This window comes from Falsiroseomonas sp. (genome assembly GCF_041690465.1).
In the GTDB taxonomy this organism is placed as follows: Bacteria; Pseudomonadota; Alphaproteobacteria; order Acetobacterales; family Acetobacteraceae; genus Falsiroseomonas.
Genome location: NZ_JAWLHG010000062.1, coordinates 1 through 20,773, shown reverse-complemented (window position 1 = coordinate 20,773; position 20,773 = coordinate 1). Strand labels below are relative to the sequence as shown.

General features: G+C 71.3%; 21 protein-coding genes. 11 read left to right on the top strand and 10 right to left on the bottom strand.

All coding sequences use genetic code 11. The features are described from left to right. Nucleotides 1–66: 66 nt before the first annotated feature. Together ACESM1_RS28230 and ACESM1_RS28225 are read right to left on the bottom strand one after the other, a co-directional pair. Entirely contained in the window at nt 67–351 is a 285-nt protein-coding gene (locus ACESM1_RS28230) for a hypothetical protein (protein ID WP_372624562.1), read from the bottom strand. 42 nt (nt 352–393) lie between these two features. Then, nucleotides 394–1,305: an ROK family protein gene (locus tag ACESM1_RS28225; protein ID WP_372624561.1), complete on the bottom strand. Its 912-nt coding sequence runs from the start codon at nt 1,303–1,305 to the stop codon at nt 394–396. A gap of 80 nt (nt 1,306–1,385) precedes the next feature. Here ACESM1_RS28225 and ACESM1_RS28220 point away from each other — a divergent pair, with 80 nt between their 5' ends. From ACESM1_RS28220 to ACESM1_RS28180, 9 genes are all read left to right on the top strand, one after another. Then, complete coding sequence (locus ACESM1_RS28220) at nt 1,386–1,625, top strand: sulfurtransferase TusA family protein (RefSeq protein ID WP_372624560.1); 240 nt, start codon at nt 1,386–1,388, stop codon at nt 1,623–1,625. Nucleotides 1,626–1,749: 124 nt separating this feature from the next. Continuing rightward, nucleotides 1,750–2,679: a histone deacetylase family protein gene (locus ACESM1_RS28215; protein WP_372624559.1), complete on the top strand. Its 930-nt coding sequence runs from the start codon at nt 1,750–1,752 to the stop codon at nt 2,677–2,679. A 126-nt stretch (nt 2,680–2,805) separates the two neighbouring features. After that, nucleotides 2,806–3,057, top strand: a complete 252-nt coding sequence (locus ACESM1_RS28210; RefSeq protein ID WP_372624558.1) for an exodeoxyribonuclease VII small subunit — start codon at nt 2,806–2,808, stop codon at nt 3,055–3,057. Continuing rightward, the gene (locus ACESM1_RS28205; RefSeq protein ID WP_372624557.1) at nt 3,057–3,968 is read left to right on the top strand and encodes a polyprenyl synthetase family protein; all 912 of its coding nucleotides are present in this window, start codon (nt 3,057–3,059) and stop codon (nt 3,966–3,968) included. Before ACESM1_RS28210 ends, ACESM1_RS28205 begins: the two co-directional genes overlap by 1 nt. Nucleotides 3,969–3,971: 3 nt before the next feature. Then, nucleotides 3,972–5,891: a 1-deoxy-D-xylulose-5-phosphate synthase gene (gene dxs, locus ACESM1_RS28200; RefSeq protein ID WP_372624556.1), complete on the top strand. Its 1,920-nt coding sequence runs from the start codon at nt 3,972–3,974 to the stop codon at nt 5,889–5,891. A gap of 74 nt (nt 5,892–5,965) precedes the next feature. Further along, entirely contained in the window at nt 5,966–7,105 is a 1,140-nt protein-coding gene (locus tag ACESM1_RS28195) for a mandelate racemase/muconate lactonizing enzyme family protein (protein WP_372624555.1), read from the top strand. Then, entirely contained in the window at nt 7,105–7,845 is a 741-nt protein-coding gene (locus tag ACESM1_RS28190) for a TlyA family RNA methyltransferase (protein ID WP_372624554.1), read from the top strand. The genes ACESM1_RS28195 and ACESM1_RS28190 overlap by 1 nt, the downstream gene beginning before the upstream one ends. 21 nt (nt 7,846–7,866) lie before the next feature. Further along, entirely contained in the window at nt 7,867–9,039 is a 1,173-nt protein-coding gene (locus ACESM1_RS28185; protein WP_372624553.1) for a M20 aminoacylase family protein, read from the top strand. Nucleotides 9,040–9,044: 5 nt separating this feature from the next. Further along, complete coding sequence (locus ACESM1_RS28180) at nt 9,045–9,833, top strand: SDR family NAD(P)-dependent oxidoreductase (protein WP_372624552.1); 789 nt, start codon at nt 9,045–9,047, stop codon at nt 9,831–9,833. 8 nt (nt 9,834–9,841) lie between these two features. Here ACESM1_RS28180 and ACESM1_RS28175 read toward each other — a convergent pair whose 3' ends face one another. From ACESM1_RS28175 to ACESM1_RS28155, 5 genes are all read right to left on the bottom strand, one after another. Then, nucleotides 9,842–10,024, bottom strand: coding sequence for a hypothetical protein (locus ACESM1_RS28175; RefSeq protein WP_372624551.1), 183 nt, complete (start codon nt 10,022–10,024; stop codon nt 9,842–9,844). Between the two features lie 179 nt (nt 10,025–10,203). Beyond that, nucleotides 10,204–10,842, bottom strand: a complete 639-nt coding sequence (locus tag ACESM1_RS28170) for a cold-shock protein (RefSeq protein ID WP_372624550.1) — start codon at nt 10,840–10,842, stop codon at nt 10,204–10,206. A gap of 272 nt (nt 10,843–11,114) precedes the next feature. Further along, the gene (locus tag ACESM1_RS28165) at nt 11,115–11,687 is read right to left on the bottom strand and encodes a hypothetical protein (protein WP_372624549.1); all 573 of its coding nucleotides are present in this window, start codon (nt 11,685–11,687) and stop codon (nt 11,115–11,117) included. A gap of 109 nt (nt 11,688–11,796) precedes the next feature. Next, on the bottom strand, nt 11,797–13,821 hold the full coding sequence (locus tag ACESM1_RS28160; RefSeq protein ID WP_372624548.1) for a M3 family metallopeptidase: 2,025 nt from the start codon (nt 13,819–13,821) through the stop codon (nt 11,797–11,799). A 68-nt stretch (nt 13,822–13,889) separates the two neighbouring features. After that, on the bottom strand, nt 13,890–15,491 hold the full coding sequence (locus ACESM1_RS28155; protein ID WP_372624547.1) for an MBL fold metallo-hydrolase: 1,602 nt from the start codon (nt 15,489–15,491) through the stop codon (nt 13,890–13,892). A gap of 64 nt (nt 15,492–15,555) precedes the next feature. Between ACESM1_RS28155 and ACESM1_RS28150 the strand changes: the two genes are divergently transcribed. Next, nucleotides 15,556–16,317 carry a TIGR00730 family Rossman fold protein gene (locus ACESM1_RS28150; RefSeq protein ID WP_372624546.1) on the top strand — a complete coding sequence of 254 codons (762 nt, stop codon included), beginning with the start codon at nt 15,556–15,558 and terminating at the stop codon, nt 16,315–16,317. An 11-nt stretch (nt 16,318–16,328) separates the two neighbouring features. Next, nucleotides 16,329–17,036, top strand: coding sequence for an SDR family oxidoreductase (locus ACESM1_RS28145; RefSeq protein ID WP_372624545.1), 708 nt, complete (start codon nt 16,329–16,331; stop codon nt 17,034–17,036). Nucleotides 17,037–17,046: 10 nt separating this feature from the next. On the opposite strand, the gene ACESM1_RS28140 is transcribed toward ACESM1_RS28145, so the two are convergent. The 3 genes from ACESM1_RS28140 to ACESM1_RS28130 all read right to left on the bottom strand — a co-directional run bounded on the left by ACESM1_RS28140 (nt 17,047) and on the right by ACESM1_RS28130 (nt 20,471). Beyond that, nucleotides 17,047–17,778, bottom strand: coding sequence for a DUF6639 family protein (locus ACESM1_RS28140; RefSeq protein ID WP_372624544.1), 732 nt, complete (start codon nt 17,776–17,778; stop codon nt 17,047–17,049). 150 nt (nt 17,779–17,928) lie between these two features. After that, nucleotides 17,929–18,822: a 3-hydroxyisobutyrate dehydrogenase gene (gene mmsB / locus ACESM1_RS28135; RefSeq protein WP_372624543.1), complete on the bottom strand. Its 894-nt coding sequence runs from the start codon at nt 18,820–18,822 to the stop codon at nt 17,929–17,931. Between the two features lie 41 nt (nt 18,823–18,863). Continuing rightward, nucleotides 18,864–20,471: an alkaline phosphatase D family protein gene (locus ACESM1_RS28130; protein WP_372624542.1), complete on the bottom strand. Its 1,608-nt coding sequence runs from the start codon at nt 20,469–20,471 to the stop codon at nt 18,864–18,866. Nucleotides 20,472–20,773 lie beyond the last annotated feature (302 nt).

Sequence of the window (20,773 nt, the reverse complement as noted above, 5' to 3'; positions counted from 1 at the left end):
CAGGCGGGGCAGCGTGCGAAGGGCTCGGCGGCGGCATGGTCGCAGTCGCGGCAGAGCGCAGGCATCTCAGCGCGCCAGGATCGCCGCCGGGATGGCGAGCGCGACGGCCAGCGCCATGAAGGGCAGCGCGCGCCGCATGTGGCCGCGGAACGCCTCCAGATGCGGCTGCGCGGCGGGCGGGGCGCGCGCATGTTCGTGGAACCGGAACGGATCCCACAGCAGCCACGGGCCGGCATGGCCGGCGCGCATCGCCCGCAGCGCGGCGAGCGCAGCGCGCAGCACGCGCCACATCGCCACCAGCATCAGCAGCACGGCGCCGGCCATCAGGATGTCGGCAATCGCGGCGCCCATCTCAGTACCTCCGGAGCAGGAAGCGGCGGGCGGGGTTCGCCGTCACCACAGCCGCGCCGCGCCGAGAACGCCGGAGGAATCGCCATGCCGCGCGCGCAGCACCGGCGTGGAGAAGGCGTCCGAGAAGACGTGGCGCGGGATCAGCCGCGGCAAGGCTTCGTAGAGGTGGTCCATGTTGGACAGGCCGCCGCCGAGCACGATGGCATCGGGGTCCAGCAGGTTCACCACGCCGGCGAGCGCACGGGCGAGGCGTTCGGCATGGCGCTCCAGCGCAGCGCGGGCCTTGGCATCGCCGGTGGCGGCGCGGGCGGGAAGCGTGCTGGCGTCGCGCGCGCCGGGGCCGTCGGCATCCGCGGCCAGCGCCGGACCGCAGAGGAAGGTCTCGATGCAGCCGCGCTGGCCGCACCAGCAGGCGGGGCCTGGATGTTCCGCCGGCGTCATCCAGGGCAGCGGGTTGTGGCCCCATTCGCCCCCCCCCCGGTTGCGGCCTTCGAGCAGGCGTCCGTCCACCACCACCCCCCCGCCGACGCCGGTGCCGAGGATCACGGCGAAGACGCTGCGGAAGCCGGCGCCGGCGCCATCCGCGGCCTCGCTCATCGCCAGGCAGTTGGCATCGTTGGACAGGCGCACCGGCCGGCCGAGGCGCGCCTGCAGCTCGGCGCCGAGCGGGCGGCCGTTGAGGAAGGTGGAGTTGGCGCCGCGGATCAGGCGCGTGGTCGGGTTCTCGCTGCCGGGGATGCCGATCCCGACCGAGGCGCGGCCACCGAGATCGGCCTCGGCCGATTCCACCAGGTCACCGATGGCGGCGATGGTGGCGGAATAGTCGCGCGGGGTGGGAACGCGCCGGCGCAGCCGCACCGCGCCATCGGCATCCAGCGCCGCCACCTCGATCTTCGTCCCGCCCAGGTCGATTCCAAGCCGCCATCCCGCGGCGGGACCGATGCGCCATGTCATGGCGGGACAGTGACCCGCCCGGCGGCCCCCGGCCAAGCCCGCGGTTGCCCGGCGGGCCCGCCCGGTGCTGGATTCAGCGGATGGGAGATACGATCCTCGACGTGCAGGGCCTCACCTGCCCGCTGCCGGTGCTGAAGGCCAACAAGGCGCTTCGGGGCCTGCCGCCGGGCGCGCGGCTGACGGTGCTCGCCACCGACCCCGCCAGCGTCGCCGATTTCCGCGCCTATGCGCAGGAGACCGGGCACGCGCTGGTCGCCTTCAGCGAGGAAAAAGGCGGGGTCTTCCGCTTCACGCTGAAGAAGCGGGAGGAGCCGGCGTGACCTTAAGGCAACGGGTGCGCCAAGGCGGTCCGCGTAGCGGACCGAGCGGCCGACCGGCCGCCGCCGCAAATGCGGCGAAGCCAAGCGGCCGGAGGCCGCGCCCGGCGTCTGAGGGCAAATGAGCATGAGCGTCCTTCTCCTCACCCACCGCGCCTGCCTTCACCACGACATGGGGCCGCACCACCCGGAATGCCCGGACCGCCTGCGCTCCGTGCTCCGCGCGCTGGAGACCGAGGAATTCGCCGACCTGATCCGCGACGAGGCCCCCCAGGCCACGGTGGAACAGCTCACCCGCGTGCATCCCCCGCGCTATGTCGAGGCGATCCTCGGCATCCGGCCGGAACCGGACGAGGTGGTGCAACTGGATGCCGATACCGCGATGAACTGGGGCAGCGCCGAGGCCGCGCTGCGCGCCGCCGGGGCCGCGGTGGCCGGCGTGGATGCGGTTTGCCGGGGCGAGGTCCGGCGGGTGTTCTGCGCCACCCGCCCGCCCGGCCACCATGCCGAGCCGGCCAGGCCGATGGGCTTCTGCCTTTTCGCCAACGCCGCCGTCGCCGCCCGCCATGCCCAGGCCGAGCACGGCGTGGCGCGCGTCGCGGTGGTGGACTTCGACGTCCATCACGGAAACGGCACCCAGGCCTGCTTCGAGGCCGATGCGACGCTGTTCTACGCCAGTTCCCACCAGTCGCCCTGCTATCCCGGCACCGGCGAGGCGCATGAGACCGGGGTGGGCAACATCGTCAACGCCCCCCTGCCCCCCGGCGCCGATGGCGCCGCCTTCCGCGCGGCCTGGGCCGAAACGCTGCTGCCGGCCCTGGATGCCTTCGCGCCCGGGTTGCTGGTGATCTCGGCCGGCTTCGATGCCCATGCGCGCGACCCGCTGGCCCAGCTGCGGGTGCGGGAGGCCGATTTCGGCTGGCTCACCACGGAACTCTGCCACCTGGCCGATCGCCATTGCGGGGGCAAGGTGGTCAGCCTGCTCGAGGGCGGCTACGACCTGGATGCGCTGGCGGCCTCGGCCGCCACCCACGTCAGGGCGCTGATGCACGCCTGACCAGGGCGGCGACCCCGGCGTGTTCCGGCGCGTTCCACGTCCGTCGGGAGAGAGGCGGGCTGGCGTCCCTCGACGCCTCCCCATTTATGGTGGCCGAGCGGCCGGGATTGGTGCATGATGTCAAGCATGGTTGACAGTACGCGGGAAGATGTGTCCCGATCGGTTGACACGCTCTCCTTCGAGGAAGCGCTGACCGAGTTGGAAGGCATCGTGCGGGACCTGGAGACCGGCAAGGGCAAGCTGGAGGAAGCCGTCGCCGCGTATGAGCGGGGCGCCGCCCTTCGCCGGCATTGCGAGAAGCTGCTGGCCGAGGCCGAGCAGAAGGTCCAGGCGATCGTCGAGACCGCCGCCGGCCCCACGCTGCGGGACGCCGGCTGATGTCCGAAACCGTCGCTGCGGCCGATGCGCTCTCGACCGCCCTGCCGGAGGCCGCGGCCGAGATCGAGCGCACCCTGGACGCGCTGCTGCCCCGGCCCGAGGGCGCCGAGTCGCGGCTGTTCGAGGCGATGCGCTATGCCGCCATGGGCGGCAAGCGGCTGCGTGGTTTCCTCGTGATCGAAGGCGCACGGCAATTCGGCGTCGCCCGCGCATCCGCCCTGCGGACCGCTGCGGCGATCGAGATGCTGCACGCCTATTCTTTGGTCCACGACGACCTGCCGGCGATGGACGACGACGATCTGCGTCGCGGCAAGCCCACCGTGCACCGCGCCTTCGACGAGGCCACCGCCATCCTCGCCGGCGATGCGCTGCAGGCCGCCGCCTTCGGCACGCTGGCCGACGAGGACACCCATTCCGACGCCGCCGTGCGCGTGGAGCTGGTGCGCTGCCTGGCGCGCGCGGCCGGGGCGCGCGGGATGTGCGGCGGCCAGATGCTCGACATGCTGGCCGAGCAGGCCGGCGCGCCGATGGACGAGCCGGCGATCGGCCGGCTGCAACTGCTCAAGACCGGGCGGCTGATCGAGTTCTCGGCCGAGGCCGGCGCCATCCTTGGCAAGGCGCCGATGGCGCAGCGCCATGCGCTGGCCGCCTTCGGGCGCGAACTGGGCGCCGCCTTCCAGATCGCCGACGACCTGCTGGATGCCACCGCGAGCGCGGAGCAGGCCGGCAAGCGCACCGGCAAGGACGCGGAGGCCGGCAAGGCCACGCTGGTGAGCCTGCTCGGCATCGAGCGGGCCAGGCTGCAGGCCGAACGGCTCGCCGAGCAGGCGATCCGCCATCTCGACAGTTTCGGGGAACGCGCCGGGCTGCTGCGCGCGCTCGCCGCCTTCACGGTGCAAAGGAAGAACTGAATCATGCCCCGTCCCGCCACGCCACTGCTGGACCGCGTGACCATCCCGGCGGACCTCCGCAACTTCTCGGCCGAACAGCTCAAGCAACTGGCCGCCGAGCTGCGCGCCGAGACGGTGGATGCGGTCTCCGTCACCGGCGGGCATCTCGGCGCCTCGCTCGGCGTGGTGGAACTCACCGTCGCGCTGCACGCGATCTTCGAGACGCCGCGCGACCGCCTGATCTGGGATGTCGGCCACCAGGCCTACCCCCACAAGATCCTCACCGGCCGGCGCGACCGCATCCGCACGCTGCGGCAGGAAGGCGGGCTATCCGGCTTCACCCGGCGGAGCGAGAGCGAATACGACCCGTTCGGCGCGGCGCATTCCTCCACCTCGATCAGCTCCGGCCTCGGCATGGCGGTGGCGCGCGACCTGAAGGGGGATACGCGCAACGTCATCGCGGTGATCGGCGACGGTGCGATGAGCGCGGGCATGGCCTATGAGGCGATGAACAATGCCGGCGCGCTGAAGTCGCGGCTGATCGTCATCCTCAACGACAACGACATGTCCATCGCGCCGCCGGTCGGCGCGATGAGCGCGTATCTGTCGAAGGTGGTGTCCTCGCGCCCGTTCCTGAACGTGCGGGAGATGATGGCGAAGCTCGCCAAGCGCTTCCCCCGCCCGATCGAGCGCACCGCGCGCAAGGCCGAGGAATTCGCCCGCGGCCTGCTGACCGGCGGCACGCTGTTCGAAGAGATGGGCTTCTACTATGTCGGCCCGATCGACGGCCACGACCTGGACCACCTGCTGCCGATCCTGCGCAACCTCCGCGATGCGGAGGACGACGTGCAGCCGATCCTGCTGCATGTCGTCACGCAGAAGGGGAAGGGCTACGCCCCTGCGGAAGCATCCGCCGACAAGTACCATGGCGTGCAGAAGTTCAACGTCGTCACCGGCGAGCAGCAGAAGGCTCCGCCCGGCCCGCCGGCCTATCAGAAGGTCTTCGCCGGCGCCTTGATCGCCGAGGCCGAGGCCGACGAGCGGATCGTCGCGATCAACGCCGCGATGCCCTCCGGCACCAGCCTGGACATGTTCGCCAAGAAATTCCCCAAGCGCTGCTTCGATGTCGGCATCGCCGAGCAGCACGCCGTCACCTTCGCGGCCGGAATGGCGACGGAAGGCCTCAAGCCCTTCTGCGCGATCTACTCCACCTTCCTGCAGCGCGCCTATGACCAGGTGGTGCATGACGTGGTACTGCAGAAGCTGCCGGTGCGCTTCGCCATGGACCGCGCCGGGCTGGTCGGCGCCGATGGCGCGACGCATGCCGGCAGCTTCGACATCGCCTATCTCGGCTGCCTGCCGGGCATCGTGCTGATGGCGGCGGCCGACGAGGCGGAGCTGGCGCATATCGTCGCCACCGCCGCGGCGCTGGACGATGCGCCCTCCGCCTTCCGCTATCCGCGCGGCGAAGGCACCGGGGTGGCGGTGCCGGCGCGCGGCACGCCGCTCGAGATCGGGCGCGGGCGCGTGGTGCGGGAGGGGACTTCCATCGCCATCCTCAGCTACGGCACGCGCCTGCAGGAATGCCTGAAGGCGGCGGACGAGTTGGCGGCGCAGGGGCTCTCCACCACCGTCGCCGATGCGCGCTTCGCCAAGCCGCTCGACACCAGGCTCGTCGAGCGGCTGGCGCGGGAGCATGAGGTGCTGATCACCATCGAGGAAGGCAGCGTCGGCGGCTTCGGCAGCCTGGTGGCGCAGCACCTCGCCTGGCAGGGGCTGCTGGATGGCGGGCTGAAGTTCCGCCCGATGTGCCTGCCCGACCGCTTCATCGACCACGCGGCGCCGAAGGTGCAGTACGATCAGGCCGGGCTGAACGCGCGGCACATCGTGGCGACGGCTGTCGCCGCGCTCGGCGTGCCGCTGGCGCAGCCGGCGCGCGCCTGATCCCCCATTCCCTCCCTCGCGCCGCGGGGGAGGGTTAGGGTGGGGGCAGTCCCTCACGTAATCCGGCGGGCGCTATGTCGAACAGCACAACGATCCGCGCCATCACGCCCCACATCCTGATGGCGGACCTGGCCGAGCCTTTCGCCTATTCCCAGGCGTGGTATCGCCGCCGCGGCGCGATGCTCGTCGAGGTCACCACCGAGGACGGCATCACCGGCTGGGGCGAGGCCTTCGGGCCGCCCGAACTCACCGCGCCCATCGTCGCCTGGCTGGCGCCGCTGGTGGTCGGCCAGGATGCCATGGCGCGCGAGGCGATCTGGCAGGCGCTCTACAACCGCCTGCGCGACCACGGCCAGCGTGGGCTGGTGGTGGAGGCGATCAGCGCCATCGACATCGCCCTGTGGGACATCGCCGGCCAGGCGCTCGGCATCCCGGTGCACCGGCTGCTCGGCGGCCCGCTGCGGATGGAGGTGGAGGCCTATGCCACCGGCTTCTACCGCCGCGAACGCGACGACCATCTGCGCTACCTGACGGAGGAAGCGGAACAGCGCCGCGCCGAGGGCTTCCGCATCCTGAAGCTCAAGACCGGCTGGGGGTTGAAGCAGGACATCGCGCTGACCCGCGGCTTCCGCGCCGCCATCGGCGACGACTGCGGGCTGCTGGTGGACTGCAACCACGCCTATGATGCGCCGGCGGCCATCGCCTTCGGCAACGCCGTGGCCGATTGCGACATCGGCTGGTTCGAGGAGCCGGTGCCGCCGGAGGACATCGCCGGCTACCTGGAGGTGAAGACCCGCCAGCCCATCCCGGTGGCAGGCGGCGAGGCGAGCTTCACGCGCTGGGGCTTCGCCGAGATGATCGCGCGCCGCAGCGTGGATATCCTGCAGCCGGATGTCGCGGCCTGCGGCGGCATCTCCGAGCTCAAGAAGATCGCCGACATGGCCAGCGCCTTCGGGATGCGGGTGAACCCGCATGTCTGGGGCACGGGCGTGACGCTGGCGGCCTCGCTGCATCTGCTGGCGGTGATCCCGGACAATCCGCCGGGCCTCTTCCCACGCCCGCCGCTGCTGGAGCTGGACCGCTCGCCGCATCCGGTGCGGGACGAGGTCACGAGCATGCCGGCGGTCTCGGCCGAGGGGCGCGTGCGCGTGCCGGAGGCGCCGGGGCTCGGCGTGCAGGTGGACCGCGCGGCGCTGAAGCGGTTCGTCGCCTGATGGGCCAGAAGCAACGCGCCGACGTGGCACTGGTAGAGCGCGGCCTCGTGGACTCGCGCACGCGCGCACAGGCGCTGATCCTGGCCGGCAAGGTCTATTCGGGCGAGGCGCGCGTGGCCAAGGCGGGCGATGCGGTCAAGGCCGACCAGCCGCTTGAGGTGCGCGGGCAGGACCACCCCTGGGTCAGCCGCGGCGGCGTGAAGCTGGCGCATGCGCTGGCGCATTTCGGCCTGTCGCCTGCAGGCCGCGTCTGCCTCGACATCGGTGCCTCGACCGGCGGCTTCACGGATGTGCTGCTGCACCATGGCGCGACGAAGGTGTACGCGGTGGATGTCGGCCACGGCCAGCTGGCCTGGACGCTGCGCAACGACCCGCGCGTGGTGGTGATGGAACGGGTGAATGCGCGCTATCTCACGGCGGAACAGATCCCCGAACCGCCCGGCGTCGTGGTCTGCGACGCCAGCTTCATCGGCCTGCGCACGGTGCTGCCGGCGGCGCTAGCCCTCGCCGCGCCGGGGGCCTGGGCGGTGGCGCTGATCAAGCCGCAGTTCGAGGTCGGCCCCGCGGTCGCCAAGGGCGGCGTGGTGCGGGAAGCGGCGGTGCATGGCCGCGTCTGCAACGAGATCCGCGCCTGGTGGGCGGAGTTGCCGGGATGGCGGGTCCTCGGTATCGAGGCGAGCCCCATCCTCGGCCCCGAAGGCAACAGGGAGTTCCTGATCGCCGCGGAGCGGACGGCATAGGGCGCCGCGCAGGAGCCCCACATGCCCGTCATCAACCGGATCGCAGCCTTCCAGCCCGAAATGCAGGGCTGGCGGCAGGACATCCATGCCCATCCCGAGCTGAACTACGAGGAACACCGCACCAGCGAGACGGTGGCGCGGCTGCTCGCCGAGTGGGGCATCGAGGTGCATCGCGGCATCGCGAAGACGGGTGTCGTCGGCGTGCTGCGCAACGGCGCCTCCGGCCGTGCCATCGGATTGCGCGCCGACATGGATGCGCTGCCGATGCCGGAGGAGACCGGGCTGCCCTACGCCTCGAAGAACCCGGGGAAGATGCATGCCTGCGGCCATGACGGCCACACGACGATGCTGCTCGGCGCGGCGAAATACCTGGCGGAGACGAAGCAGTTCGACGGCACGGTGGTGTTCATCTTCCAGCCCGCCGAGGAGGGCGGCGCCGGCGGGCAGAAGATGGTGCAGGAGGGGCTGTTCACACGCTTCCCCGTGGATGCGGTCTATGCCGTCCACAACGATCCCGGCGCGAAGCTCGGCGAGATCCAGGCGGTATCGGGCCCGGTGCTGGCGGCCGCCGACATGCTGGACATCCGCGTGCGCGGCCGCGGTGGCCATGCGGCACGGCCGCATCTGGCGATCGACCCGGTGCTGGTCGGTGCGCAGATCGTGGTCGGGCTGCACCAGATCGTCTCCCGCCGCGTGGACCCGCTGGATTCCGCGGTGATCAGCCTCTGCCAGTTCACCGCCGGCAGCGCGCACAACGTCATCCCCGACTTCGCCGAGATCCGCGGCACCGTCCGCACCCTGCTGCCGCGCACGCAGGACGAGATGGAGCGGCTGATCATCCAGGGTGCCAAGGGCATCGCCGCGCTGAACGACGCGGAGGCGGAGGTGAACTACCAGCGCGGCTACCCGCCCACGGTGAACCACGAGGCGGAGACCGAGCGCGCCGCGATGGCCGCCGCCAAGGTCACCGGCGCGGAGCGGGTCATCCGCAACAAGCCGCCGGTCATGGGCGGCGAGGATTTCTCCTTCATGCTGCTGGAGCGCCCGGGCTGCTTCGTGCGCATCGGCCAGGCCGATGGGGCAAAGGGCGCGGTGCCCGTGCACAACACGAAATACGACTTCAACGACGACCTGCTGCCGATCGGCGCGAGCTTCTTCGCCTCGCTGGTCGAGCAGGAACTGCGCAAGGCCTGACCCCGATGGACCTGATGCTCCGCGGCCGCGTCGCGACCATCACCGGCCCGGCCAAGGGCATGGGGGCTGCGATCACCCGCGCCTTCGCGGCCGAGGGCTGCCGCCTGGTGCTGCTCGGCCGCGACACCGCGGCGATCCAGCCAGTGTTCGAGGAGGTGTCGAAGACAACGGAGGCGATCGTCATCGGCACCGACATCACCTCCGACGTCGCCTGCTTCGCGGCCGCCGATCAGGCCAAGGCGCGCTTCGGCACGGTGGACATCCTGGTGAACGTCGCCGGCGGATCAGGACCGATCGGCAAGACCGGGCTGGCCACCACGCAGGCCGAATACGACGAGATCATCGAGCTCAACATGCGCGGCTGCTTCAACACCATCCGCGCCTTCGCGCCAATGATGGTGGCGCAGCGCTGGGGCAAGGTGGTGAATGTCGGCGGCACCTTCGGGATGCGTGGCCGCGCCGGGCGGCTGGCCTACAGCGCCAGCAAATGGGGCCTGCGCGGCATCACCAAGTCCTTCGCGCTGGAGCTCGGACCGCACAACATCAACGTCAACAACGTCGCGCCCGGCATGGTGGACGGCCCGCGCTTCCGCGAGAAGGTCTGCCGGGAGATGGCGCAGCGGCTCGGTATCACCGAGGAGGAGGCGGCACGGCGCCACGCCGCGGACTATGCGCTGGGGCGCGTGACCAACGACCTGGACGTGGCGAATGCCTGCCTGTTCATGGCGAGCGACGTATCGAGGCAGGTCACCGGCGTGGACCTGCCGGTGGATGGCGGCTGGGCGGCGCTGTAGCGGCCGGCTCAACCCTCGCCCTGGCGGGTTTCCTGCGACTGCTCCGGGGCCTGGTCTTCCGGCGTGCCGGGATCTCCGGCATCACGGTTGTCGGCGCCCTTGGCGGACCGCTTCTCCAACTTCGCCGCGGCCTTGGCCTGCTTGGCGCGGTCGCGATCCTTTCGCTCCATGCTGTAGTTCGGCTTCCGCATCGCTGCGCCCTTTCGGCAAATTGGGGCCCCGGGGCGATCCGCGCCGGGGCGTTGCGGCACGGCACCGCGTGCCGCCCGCCTGCATGGGCCAGGGCATCCTCACCCGCGGTGGAAACGCCTCTGGCTTTGATTCCGACGCTGAACGCGCGACGGACCGCCAGGACTTCGCCCGGACCGGGCTAGTCGGCGGAGATGGTCGCGACCTCCGGCCCCTTCCGCCCCTGCACAACGCGCATGGTGACGGTCTGTCCCTCGGCCAGGCTGCGGATGCCGCTGCGCTCGAGCGCGGTGGCATGGACAAAGACATCCTTGCCGCCATCCGACGGCGCCACGAAGCCGAAGCCCTTCTCGGCATTGAACCACTTCACCACGCCCTGCATCTCCTCCCCGTCTCCGGCGGCAGGCGATGCCTGGTAGGCGTCGCGCGGCGCCATGCGCGGGGCGGGGCGTGCGGGCGGGGCAGTGCCGCCGGTGATCTCGAGGACCTCGGTGACCTGCAGGCCTTTCTGGCCAGGACCGGTCCGGACCTTCAGGATCGCTCCCGGCTCGACCGCCTTGGACCCGGCGCGTTCCAGCACGCTGACATGCAGGAAGGCATCGCCGCCACCCTCGGCGACCTCGACGAAGCCGAAGCCCTTTTCCGGGTTGAACCACTTGACCGTCGCCTGGCTCTCCTGGCCGAAGCCGGAGCTCGAAGGTCGCGGCGCAGGGCGCGCAAAATCGGCCGGGGGCGCCCACGCGCCACCACTGCCAAATGAATCGTCGTCGAACCCGCCCCTTCCGCGGGATCTCCGGGTCCGTCCACCATCTCGGCTCAAGGCGCCAGTTCTCCCGTTCGTCATCCCGGCGGCACCACTATACGACGCACCGGACGTGCCCGAAAGCCATGCCAAGCAGCATGGCCCGCGACAGCATCACGCGTGCGAGCGTCGGCCGACGAAAATCACCGCCCGATACATCGACGCCCAAGGCATCCGACATGGTCGCGACCCTCACCGCGCCTTCCGGGAAACAGGCGGCGCGTGCGGTTGGCGCACACCGACAGCGATCCTGCCTGGCTGGGCCCTGCTTCTGCCGGCGCGGCAGCGCTTCAGTGGGTGTGCTCGCCGCGCGCCATGGCGAGGTGGTGCGGCTGGTGGTGGGAGCCGCTGACCATCAGCCCGATGAAGCCGAGCCCGCGCAGGCGCGGCACATCCGCCGCGTCGGCGCTGGTCACCACCAGCCGCACGCCCTCCGCCAACGCCTCGGTGCGGGCGGTCCAGCCGGGGAACCGGTCCAGTTCGCGTGCATGGGCCGGGAGCATGCGACGGATCGCCTCCAGCGTGCGGCCGCTGCCGGTGACGGTGATGGCGACGCCGTTGGCGATCGGCTGTTCCGAGGCCGTGGCCTTCAGCGTCACCTCATGCATGTCGATCAGGTGCTCGCGCAGCGCCGCCAGGTTCACCTTGGACCAGTCGGTGGTGGGATCGGCTTCGAGGATCCTGACGATCTCCTGCACGGCGCCGAAGGCGTCCTGGCCGGGCAGGGTCGGCACGGCCGCGGCGCGATGCGGCATGCCGGCATGGCCGTGCGACGAGGCCGGCTGGGCCCGGGCCGGATCGCCTGCCACGCCGGAGGCCAGCAGGGCGGCAACCACGATGGTTGCAAGGACGCGATGAGTCATGGCGACGGCTCCGCGGTCGTGAAGGCGGCGCGGATAGCACGCAATGCGGCCGCGCCACATGATCGCAGTCATGTGAGCGGCGGCGAACCGCGTGCCCGGGAGCCGGCCGCTACGCTGCCAGCCCGCGCTTGCGCAGCAGCGCATCCACCTTCGGCTCGCGCCCGCGGAACGCCCTGTAGAGCTCCATCGGCGGGCGCGTGTCGCCGGCCTCGTAGATCGCCTTCAACCGCGCGGCGAGCTCCGGGTGGAAGGGATCGCCGGCCTCCTCGAAGGCCTCGAAGCCGTCGGCGTCCAGCACCTCGGCCCAGAGGTAGAAATAATAGCCCGCCGCATAGCCGCCGCCGGCGAAGAGGTGGCCGAAATGGATCGGGCGATGGCGCAGGCCGATCGCATCCGGCATGCCGATCTCGGCCAGGAACGCATCCTCGAAGGCTTCGAGCTCCAGCGAGTCCGGCGCGGCATGGCGGTGCAGCGCCAGGTCGATCAGGGCGGAGGAGACGTATTCCACCGTCGCGAAGCCCTGCCCCTCGTTGCGCGCGGCCAGCAGCTTCGCCAGAAGCGCCTCGGGCAGCGCCTCGCCGGTCTCGTGATGGCGGGCGTGGGTGCGCAGCGTCTCCGGCACAGTCAGCCAATGTTCCAGGACCTGCGAGTGGAACTCGACGAAATCGCCCAGCACCGCGGTACCGGACTGCGAGGGATAGCGTGCGGTGCTCAGCAGCCCGTGCAGCGCATGGCCGAATTCGTGGAACAGCGTGCGCGCCTCGTCGAAGGAGAGGAGCGTCGGCGAGGACTTCGCGACGTTGTTGTTGTTCACAACGATGGGGGAGACGCGGCCATCCAGCGCATCGGCCACGCGGAAGCTGCTCATCCAGGCGCCGGAGCGCTTGCCGGTGCGGGCATAGTTGTCGAGCAGGAACACGCCGCGATGCGCGCCGTCCGCGTCCAGCACCTCGAAGGCGCGGACATCGGGGTGGTAGAGCGGGATGTCCCGGCGTTCCTCGAACCGCACGCCGAACAGCCGGGTCGCGGTGGCGAAGACGGCGCGCAGCATGGCTTCCAGCTCGAAATAGGGCTTCAGCGCGGCGCCGTCGAAATCATGCTTCGCCTTGCGCGCGCGCTCGGCCCAGAAGCGCCAATCCCAGGCCTCGACCGGGTTGTTGTCGCCCGCGGCGCGCGCCAGTGCTTCCAGCTCCGCGCGTTCCTCCGCGGCGCGGCGCTTGGCCGGTTCCCAGGCCGCGCGCAGCAGGCGCTCCGCAGCGTCCGGATGCTGAGCCATTGTGTCCGTCAGGCGGAACTCCGCATGGTCGGCATGGCCGAGCAGCCGCGCGCGTTCGGCGCGGAGCGCCAGGATCTCGCGGATCAGCGCGGCATTGTCGCGCCCGGGGTGCAGCGCGCCGCGCGCCACCCAGGCGCGCCAAGCCTTCTCGCGCAGGTCGCGCCGTTCGGAGAAGGTCAGGAACGGCTCCACCGAGGAGCGCGAGAGGGTGATGACATACCCCTTCACCCCACGCTCCCTCGCCGCCTCGCGCGCCGCGGCGCGGGCGAAGTCGGGCAGGCCGTCGAGATCGGATTCGGCCAGCACCATCTGCCATTCGTTCTCGTCGGCCAGCACGTTCTGCCCGAACTGCGTGTGCAGCGTGGCCAACCGCGTCGAGATCTCCGTCATCCGCGCGCGCGCCGCTTCGTCCAGTGCGGCGCCGCTGCGGATCAGGCCCATGTGCAGGCGCTCCAGCAGCCGCATCTGGTCCGGATCGAGGCCGAGTTCCGCACGGAGATCGTGCAGCGCCGCGGCGCGGCGGAACAGGCCGGGATCGAGGGCGACCTCCATGCGGTGCCGCGCCAGCTTCGGCGCCCAGTCGCGCTCCACCGCCTGCAGCGCGTCGGTCGCCTGGCTCGCGGCAAGGTTGAAGAACGTCGCGCCGATCCGCGTGAGCAACGCGCCAGCACGTTCCAGCGCCTCCACCGTATTGGCGAAGGAGGGCGGTGCCGCGTCATTCGCGATGGCGGCGATCTCGGCGCGATGCGCGGCGATCGCGGCCTCGAAGCCGGCGGCGAAATGCTCTGGCCGGATGCGATCGAAGGGGGGCACGCCGAAGGGCGTGGTCCAGGTCTCGAGCAGCGGGTTGTCTGTCATGCCCCCTATCTGGCCCTCGCCTCACCGCACGTCCAGCGATAGCCTACCCCCGCGCCTCCAGCGTAGACCTACCCCCGCGCCTCCAGCGCGAGCCGCAGCCGGTCGAGCAGCGCGGCGCGGCTGCGGTCGTCGCCGGCCTGCTCCAGCGCCTCCTCGATCTGCAGCAGCAGCGCGGCGCGCTGGTTGTGCCAGTCGGGCTGGCCCACACGCTCCGCCGCCTCGCCTCGCCTGCGGGAATCGCGGGCCACGCGCTCGGGCGCCATGCCGGGCAGCAGGCGGAAACTCTCGTCGAGCGTCGGGCGGATGATCGCCTCCTCGGGCGCGATCCCCCGCCCGAGCACGCGTTTCGCCAGGCCCTCGATGGCGTCCTCCTCGCCATGCACCAGGAAGACGCCGCCGGCGACGGGGCCGCGCGCCTGGATCCAGCGGCCGAGTTCAGGCCCGTCGGCGTGGCCGGAATAGCCCTCGACCATCGCGATGTGCGCGCCAACGACGATCGGCTCGCCCTGGATGCGCACGCGCGCCACGCCATCGTGCAGCAGACGCCCGAGCGTGCCCGCCGCCTGGAAGCCGACCAGCGCCACGGTGGTGCGCGAATCCCACAGCCGCGCCTTCAGATGCCCGCGGATGCGCCCGGCCTCGCACATGCCGCTGCCGGCGAGCACGATCTGGAACCCGTCCTCCCGCGTCAGGCGGCGGCTTTCCTGCCAATCCTCGACATGGTGCAGCAACGGGTCGGACAGCGCGGTGCGCATCGCCTCATGCTGTTCCAGCGTCGCGGCATGCTTCTGGAACACCCGTGTCGCCCGCTGCGCCAAGGGGCTGTCGAGGTGGATCTCGGTCTGCGGCACCTGGCTGGCGCGCATCAGCGTGACCAGGTCCATCACCACTTCCTGCGCACGCTCCACCGCAAAGATCGGGATGAGCAGTGCGCCGCCCTGCTTCGCCGCCCGGCGCACCACCTCTGCCAGCGCGGCGCGGCGCACTTCCGGCGCGATGGCGGGGCGGTCCTCGTCGCCATAGGTGCTCTCGACGATCACATGGTCCACGCCGCCCGCCGGCCCCTCCGGATCGGCATGCAGCGGGCCGAGGTCGGAGCCGACATCGCCCGAGACCAGCACGCGCATCGGCGGGTCCCCGCCGGCGAATTCCAGCTCGATGGAGGCGGAGCCGAGCATGTGCCCGGCATTCCACCAGCGCGCGCGAACGCCCTCCACCGGCGCGATCCAGTTGCCGTAATCGAGGGTGCGGAATGCGGCCATGCTGCGCTCGGCGTCCTCCGCGGTGTAGATCGGCTGCACCGGATCGCGGCCGCGGTGGCGGTTGCGGCGGTTCAGCTGCTCCACCTCCTGCTCCTGGATGTGGCCGGCATCGGGCAGCATGACCGAACACAGGTCTCGCGTCGCCTCGGTGCAGTGGATGCGGCCGCGGAAGCCCTGCTTCACCAGCTTCGGCAGCAGGCCGGAGTGGTCGATATGGGCGTGCGTCAGCAGCACGGCGTCGATCTTCGACGGCTCGAAGGGGAAGGGCTCGTAGTTCAGCGCCTTCAGCGTCTTCGGCCCCTGGAACATGCCGCAATCCACCAGGATGCGCGCGCGCGGCGTCTCGAACAGCAGGGAGAGACCCGTCACCGTCCTCGCCGCGCCGCAGACCTTCAGCCCGACCGCCACCGCCACCCTCCCGCATCGAAGCGCTTCACGGCAGCATAGGCCGAGCGACGAGAAGGAGGCCAGGATGGCAACCAAGCCCCACAGCCCGACACGGCGCCAGGGACCGAGCTACCGCCTGGCGCTGTTCGACCGCGAATTCCTGCTCAGCCCCGCCATGCGCGGAGTGCGGCTGCAGGTGGAGAGCACCAAGGCCGACGAGGCGCTGCGCGCCTGGGGCGTACGCTCCACCATCGTGGTGTTCGGCAGCTCCCGCGTCCGGCCGGACGCGCCACGGCGCCATGCCGGCTGGTACCAGCAGGCGCGCCACTTCGGCCGCATCGTCTCGGAACGCGGCGGCGCGCTGCATCCGGTGGCGGGCGTCCGCGACAACGTGATCGCCACCGGCGGCGGGCCGGGGCTCATGGAGGCGGCAAATCGCGGCGCGCACGATGTCGGCGCGCCCTCCATCGGCTTCAACATCCGCCTGCCGCAGGAGCAGCAGCCGAACATCTACACCACGCCGGAGCTGACCTTCCAGTTCCACTACTTCGCCATCCGCAAGCTGCACCTGGCGATGCGCGCCCGCGCCCTCGTGGTGTTCCCCGGCGGCTTCGGCACGCTGGACGAGTTGTTCGAGATCCTCACGCTGCGCCAGGCGGGCCGCATGGGCCTGGTGCCGGTGGTGCTGGTGGATGAGAGCTATTGGCGCCGCCTGGTGAACTGGGACGCGCTGGTGGAGGACGGCATGGTGGACCGCGAGGACCTCGAACTGCTGCGCTTCGCCGATGATGCGGATGCGGCGTGGCATCTGCTGGAGACGGCGGGCGTTTCCCGCACCATGGCGTGAAGGAGATCCGCATGGCGGCAGCACCCGGTGTCGCGCTGGTGACGGGCGGCGCAAGGGGCATCGGGCTGGCGACGGCGCGACGGCTCGGGCGCGACGGATGGCGCGTGGTGGTCGCCGACCCAACCGCGCCGCCGCCTGACCTGGCGGCACGGCATGTCGCCGCCGATGTCGGGGATGAGATGGCGGTGCGCGCGCTGGTCGCCGGTATCGCGCAAGAGGAAGGGCGCCTGGACGCGCTGGTCTCGAATGCCGGCTTCATGATCTGCAAGAAGCTGCGCGAACTGACGCTCGCCGAGTGGTCCGCCGTGATCGCCACCAACCTCACCGCCACCTTCCTGCTGGTGCGGGAGGCGGAAGCGATGCTGCGCGCGGCGAAGGGCGCGGTGGTGACGGTGGCCTCCACCCGCGCGCGCCAGTCGGAGCCGGATACGGAGAGCTATTCCGCATCGAAGGGCGGGCTGGTGGCGCTGACGCATGCGCTGGCGATCAGCCTCGGCCCGGATGTGCGGGTGAACTGCGTCAGCCCGGGCTGGATCGACACCGCGGGGGAGGAGCTGCGCGCCCAGGACCATGCGCAGCATCCGGCCGGGCGCGTCGGCACGCCCGGGGACATCGCCGCGCTGATCGCCTGGCTGGTCGGGCCGGAGAGCGGCTTCGTCACCGGCGCGGAATTCGTCAGCGACGGCGGGATGACGCGGAAGATGATCTATGCGGCGTGAGGCAGGCGGCTCACCAGGGAAAGGACTCCACCCGGAAGCGGCCGGAGAGGATCGCCTCCACCATGCCCTCGCGCTGACCCACCCGCTCGTAGTGGCGCCAGGCGCGCACGCCGAATTCGTGCGGCGTCATCATGAGGCAGACCTCGGTGATCTCGTCGAGCGAGTCGAAGTCCTGCGCCGGGTAGCCCGCCAGCACGCGCGCCCGCGTCGCCGGCGCCATGGTCGCGAACTGAGTGACGTAGGCGACGTACTCGTCGCAGACCAGGCTGGGAACCGGGATGCGGTAGTTGTCCTTCAGCAACGCATGCGCCAGTTCGTGCACGATCAGGCTGATGTGCAGTTCCTCGTCCACCGGCTGGCGGAACATCAGCCGCTCCGGGTCGCGCAGCCAGGCGGCGGTCATCGAGGTGACGCGGATGGTGCGCGCCGCACGGTCGTTGAAGCCGAGCACGCGAAGCTTCTCCGACCCGAGATCGATCTCCACCCGCTCGACGAACGCCAGCGTGACGGGTGTCGCGACGCGCATGCCGTGCTGCCCCATGAGGAATCGCGCCACGCGCCGCCAGGCCTCGCAGGCATGGGCGAGGTCCACCGCGTGCTCGTGCTCGATCCGCAGCAGCGGCGCACCGCAATCAGCCGGTGCCTCGGCCGGCTGCGCACGGGCCGGCGCGACGCCGGCAAGGCACAGGAGGATGAACAGGACCGCCAGCCTGCCCCGCCGGAACCGCGAGATGCCGGGCATGACATGCTCCTCCTGCCGCTGCCTCACGCACACCGAACGCCGCAGGCCGCTCCGGGTCGCGCGGGCGCCAGCCCGCGATCGCCCTGGCGTGCACGCCGGCTCGAAAGGGCTGGACCCGAGTTGCCCGGATACAGTCCGGGCAACTCGGGTCTAGGTCACGCCGCGGATCATCCGGATGATGCCGGAGAAATCCGTCCCGCCGCCGCCCTGCCGCACGAATTCCTGGTAGAGTTCCAGCGCCCGGCTGCCCATCGGCGTGGCGGCATTGGTGAAGGCCGCCGCCTCGGCCGCTAGGCCCAGATCCTTCAGCATCAGCGAGGCCGCGAAGCCCGGCGCGTAGTCGCGGTTGGCCGGGCTGCCCGGCACCGGGCCGGGCACCGGGCAATAGGTGGTCAGGCTCCAGGACTGGCCGGAGGATTTCGACGCCACCTCGAACAGCGCCTGGTGCGACAGGCCGAGCCGCTCGGCCAGCACGAAGGCCTCGCAGGTCACGATCATCGTCGCGGCCAGCATCATGTTGTTGCAGGCCTTGGCCGCCTGCCCCGCACCTGCGCCGCCGCAATGGATCGCGGCGCGGCCCATCTGCTTCAGTACCGGCTCGGCGGCGGCGAAGGCGGCTTCCGGCCCGCCGACCATGAAGGTGAGCGTCGCCGCCTCCGCCCCCATCACGCCGCCGGAGACGGGTGCATCGAGGAAGGCGCGGCCGCTTTCCATTGCCACCTCGCGCGCAGTCGGGACATCGATGGTGGAGCAGTCCAGCAGGATCGCGTCGGGCCGGCTTGCCGCCGCCATGCCGGCGCCGTTGCCGCCCGGGCCGAGCCAGGCCTCGCGCACATTGTCGCCGGCCGGCAGCATGGTGATGACCAGGTCGGCGCCCTGCGCCGCCTCCGCCGCGCTGCCCACCGCGATGGCGCCGCCCTCGACGGCGCGGGCGACCAGCGCGGGGACGATGTCGAAGGCGGCAACCTGGTGCCCCGCCTTCGCCAGGTTGCGCGCCATCGGCCCGCCCATGTTGCCGAGGCCGACGAAGCCGATCCGTGCCATCCCGCGATCCTCCTGCCCTGCGGCGGCAGGCTAGGACGGCGTCAGGCGCGCGTCACCTCGGCACGGCCGGCCTCCACCACGAAGCGTGCGCGGTTCTCCAGCGGCGCATCGGGGCGGGAGACGAAGGGCAGCACGCGGAACGTGACCTCCATCCGCTCCGGGGTCGCCTCGTGCACGCAATAGCCTCGGCGATTGTTGAAGAAGGCGATGTGCGGGTTGCGGCGCAGCACCGTCGGCGTGGCGGCCACCTGCTCCGAGCCGTCGCCGCCCGAGGAGATGGAGGTGGCACAGAACTCGGTCATCAGCCCCGGCCCGCGCGGTTCCGCCGCGTCGGCATGCACCGTGCCGGCCCAGGCGTTGTGCACGTCCCCGGTCAGCACCACGGCGTTGCGCACGCCGCGCTCGGCGATGCCGCGCAGCAGGCGCACGCGCGCCGCCGGCACCGCATCCCATTTGTCCATCGAGATGCGCGGCCCGCGCAGGTCGTCCCCGAGGTCGCGGGGCATCACCATCACCTGCTGCGCCAGCACCTGCCACACCGCATTGCGGTCGGCGAGGTTGCCGAGCAGCCAGGCTTCCTGCTGGGCGCCCAGCATCTGCGCATCCGGCCGCGCCACCTCCGCGCAGGCGGGCCCCGTCACGTCGCCGCAGGGCTGGTCGGAGCGGTATTGCCGCGTGTCGAGGACATGGATGTCGGCCAGGCGGCCGTAGCGCAGCCGGCGATGCGCGGCGATCGCAGGGCCGCGCGGCAGGGCGGCGCGGCGCAGCGGCATGTTCTCGTACCAGGCCTGGAAGGCGATCTGCTTGCGCAGCGCGAAGATCTCGGGCGGGACCGGGAAGCGGGCGCTGCCATCCTCCTCGCTGATCGCGCCGGCCCAGTTGTTGTCCACCTCGTGATCATCGAACGAAACGAGGAAGGGATGTGCCGCATGCGCAGCGGCCAGGTCGGGGTCGAGCTTGTACAGCGCGTAGCGGTTGCGATAGTCGTCGAGGGTGTGGATTTCCTCGCCCTGATGCTGGCGCATCGGCACCACCGCGCCAGGCTGGTTCCCGCGTGCGCGGTACTCGTAGATGTAGTCGCCATAGTGGAAGACGAAGTCGAGCTCCGGCTCCGCCGCCACATGCCGCCAGGCGGTGAAGTGGCCATGCTCGTAATGCTGGCACCCGGCATTGACGAAGCGCAGGCGCGCCGGCGCGGCATCCGCCGCCGGGGCGGTACGGGTGCGGCCGACCGGGCTGGTCTCGCGCCCCGCCCGGAAACGGTAATGGTAGGTGGCGGCCGGCCGCAGCCCGCCGACCTCCACATGCACGGCATGGCCGAGTTCCGGCCGCGCCAGCGCGACGCCACGGGAGACGGGGCGGCGGAACTGCGGATCCTCGGCGACCTCCCAGGCGACGTCCACCGCCTGGTGCGGCATGCCGCCGCCGGAGAGCGGATCGGGGGCCAGCCGCGTCCAGATCACCACCCCGTCCGGCAGCGGGTCGCCCGAGGCGACGCCGAGGCTGAAGGGATAGCGGGCGAAGACCGGGTTGGCCCAGACGCGCCGCGCGACCGCGGGCTGGATCGCGGCCAGCCCAGCCGCGGCCGTGGCGCCGCGCAGCAGGCTGCGGCGCGAGAGGTCGAGGATGTGGCGGCGGGTCGAATCCACGGGAGGGTCCTGCGCGGGTGGCGGTCGCACTCTGACACACCATCCAGGACGGCCGCATGACGGAGCGCTGACAGCTTGCGGACGACGCCGGCTGGACCGGCGGCGTCCTGCGGGTGCTCAGGGACATCCCGGTCGAGCCGTTCAGGCGCCGGCGGTCAACGGCCCCGGCGAGCCCACCTCGGGTGTGCACATGCAAACGATCCCAGGCTAGGAGCCTGTCCGAGAAAGCAGATTCGCGACAAAGGGCGACACAACCTTGCTCCTATAGCGCCTGTGAAAGTGAAAGCGGATACCGATGATAG

Excerpts from the sequence above, each read along its gene's own strand:
- ACESM1_RS28220 (WP_372624560.1), top strand. The coding sequence starts at position 1,386 with ATGGGAGATACGATCCTCGACGTGCAGGGCCTCACCTGCCCGCTGCCG.
- ACESM1_RS28145 (WP_372624545.1), top strand. The coding sequence starts at position 16,329 with ATGGCGGCAGCACCCGGTGTCGCGCTGGTGACGGGCGGCGCAAGGGGC.
- ACESM1_RS28175 (WP_372624551.1), bottom strand. The coding sequence starts at position 10,024 with ATGCGGAAGCCGAACTACAGCATGGAGCGAAAGGATCGCGACCGCGCC.
- ACESM1_RS28160 (WP_372624548.1), bottom strand. The coding sequence starts at position 13,821 with ATGACAGACAACCCGCTGCTCGAGACCTGGACCACGCCCTTCGGCGTG.
- ACESM1_RS28195 (WP_372624555.1), top strand. The coding sequence starts at position 5,966 with ATGTCGAACAGCACAACGATCCGCGCCATCACGCCCCACATCCTGATG.
- ACESM1_RS28150 (WP_372624546.1), top strand. The coding sequence starts at position 15,556 with ATGGCAACCAAGCCCCACAGCCCGACACGGCGCCAGGGACCGAGCTAC.
- dxs (WP_372624556.1), top strand. The coding sequence starts at position 3,972 with ATGCCCCGTCCCGCCACGCCACTGCTGGACCGCGTGACCATCCCGGCG.
- ACESM1_RS28140 (WP_372624544.1), bottom strand. The coding sequence starts at position 17,778 with ATGCCCGGCATCTCGCGGTTCCGGCGGGGCAGGCTGGCGGTCCTGTTC.
- mmsB (WP_372624543.1), bottom strand. The coding sequence starts at position 18,822 with ATGGCACGGATCGGCTTCGTCGGCCTCGGCAACATGGGCGGGCCGATG.
- ACESM1_RS28215 (WP_372624559.1), top strand. The coding sequence starts at position 1,750 with ATGAGCGTCCTTCTCCTCACCCACCGCGCCTGCCTTCACCACGACATG.
- ACESM1_RS28190 (WP_372624554.1), top strand. The coding sequence starts at position 7,105 with ATGGGCCAGAAGCAACGCGCCGACGTGGCACTGGTAGAGCGCGGCCTC.
- ACESM1_RS28180 (WP_372624552.1), top strand. The coding sequence starts at position 9,045 with ATGGACCTGATGCTCCGCGGCCGCGTCGCGACCATCACCGGCCCGGCC.
- ACESM1_RS28205 (WP_372624557.1), top strand. The coding sequence starts at position 3,057 with ATGTCCGAAACCGTCGCTGCGGCCGATGCGCTCTCGACCGCCCTGCCG.
- ACESM1_RS28230 (WP_372624562.1), bottom strand. The coding sequence starts at position 351 with ATGGGCGCCGCGATTGCCGACATCCTGATGGCCGGCGCCGTGCTGCTG.
- ACESM1_RS28210 (WP_372624558.1), top strand. The coding sequence starts at position 2,806 with ATGGTTGACAGTACGCGGGAAGATGTGTCCCGATCGGTTGACACGCTC.
- ACESM1_RS28225 (WP_372624561.1), bottom strand. The coding sequence starts at position 1,305 with ATGACATGGCGCATCGGTCCCGCCGCGGGATGGCGGCTTGGAATCGAC.
- ACESM1_RS28165 (WP_372624549.1), bottom strand. The coding sequence starts at position 11,687 with ATGACTCATCGCGTCCTTGCAACCATCGTGGTTGCCGCCCTGCTGGCC.
- ACESM1_RS28185 (WP_372624553.1), top strand. The coding sequence starts at position 7,867 with ATGCCCGTCATCAACCGGATCGCAGCCTTCCAGCCCGAAATGCAGGGC.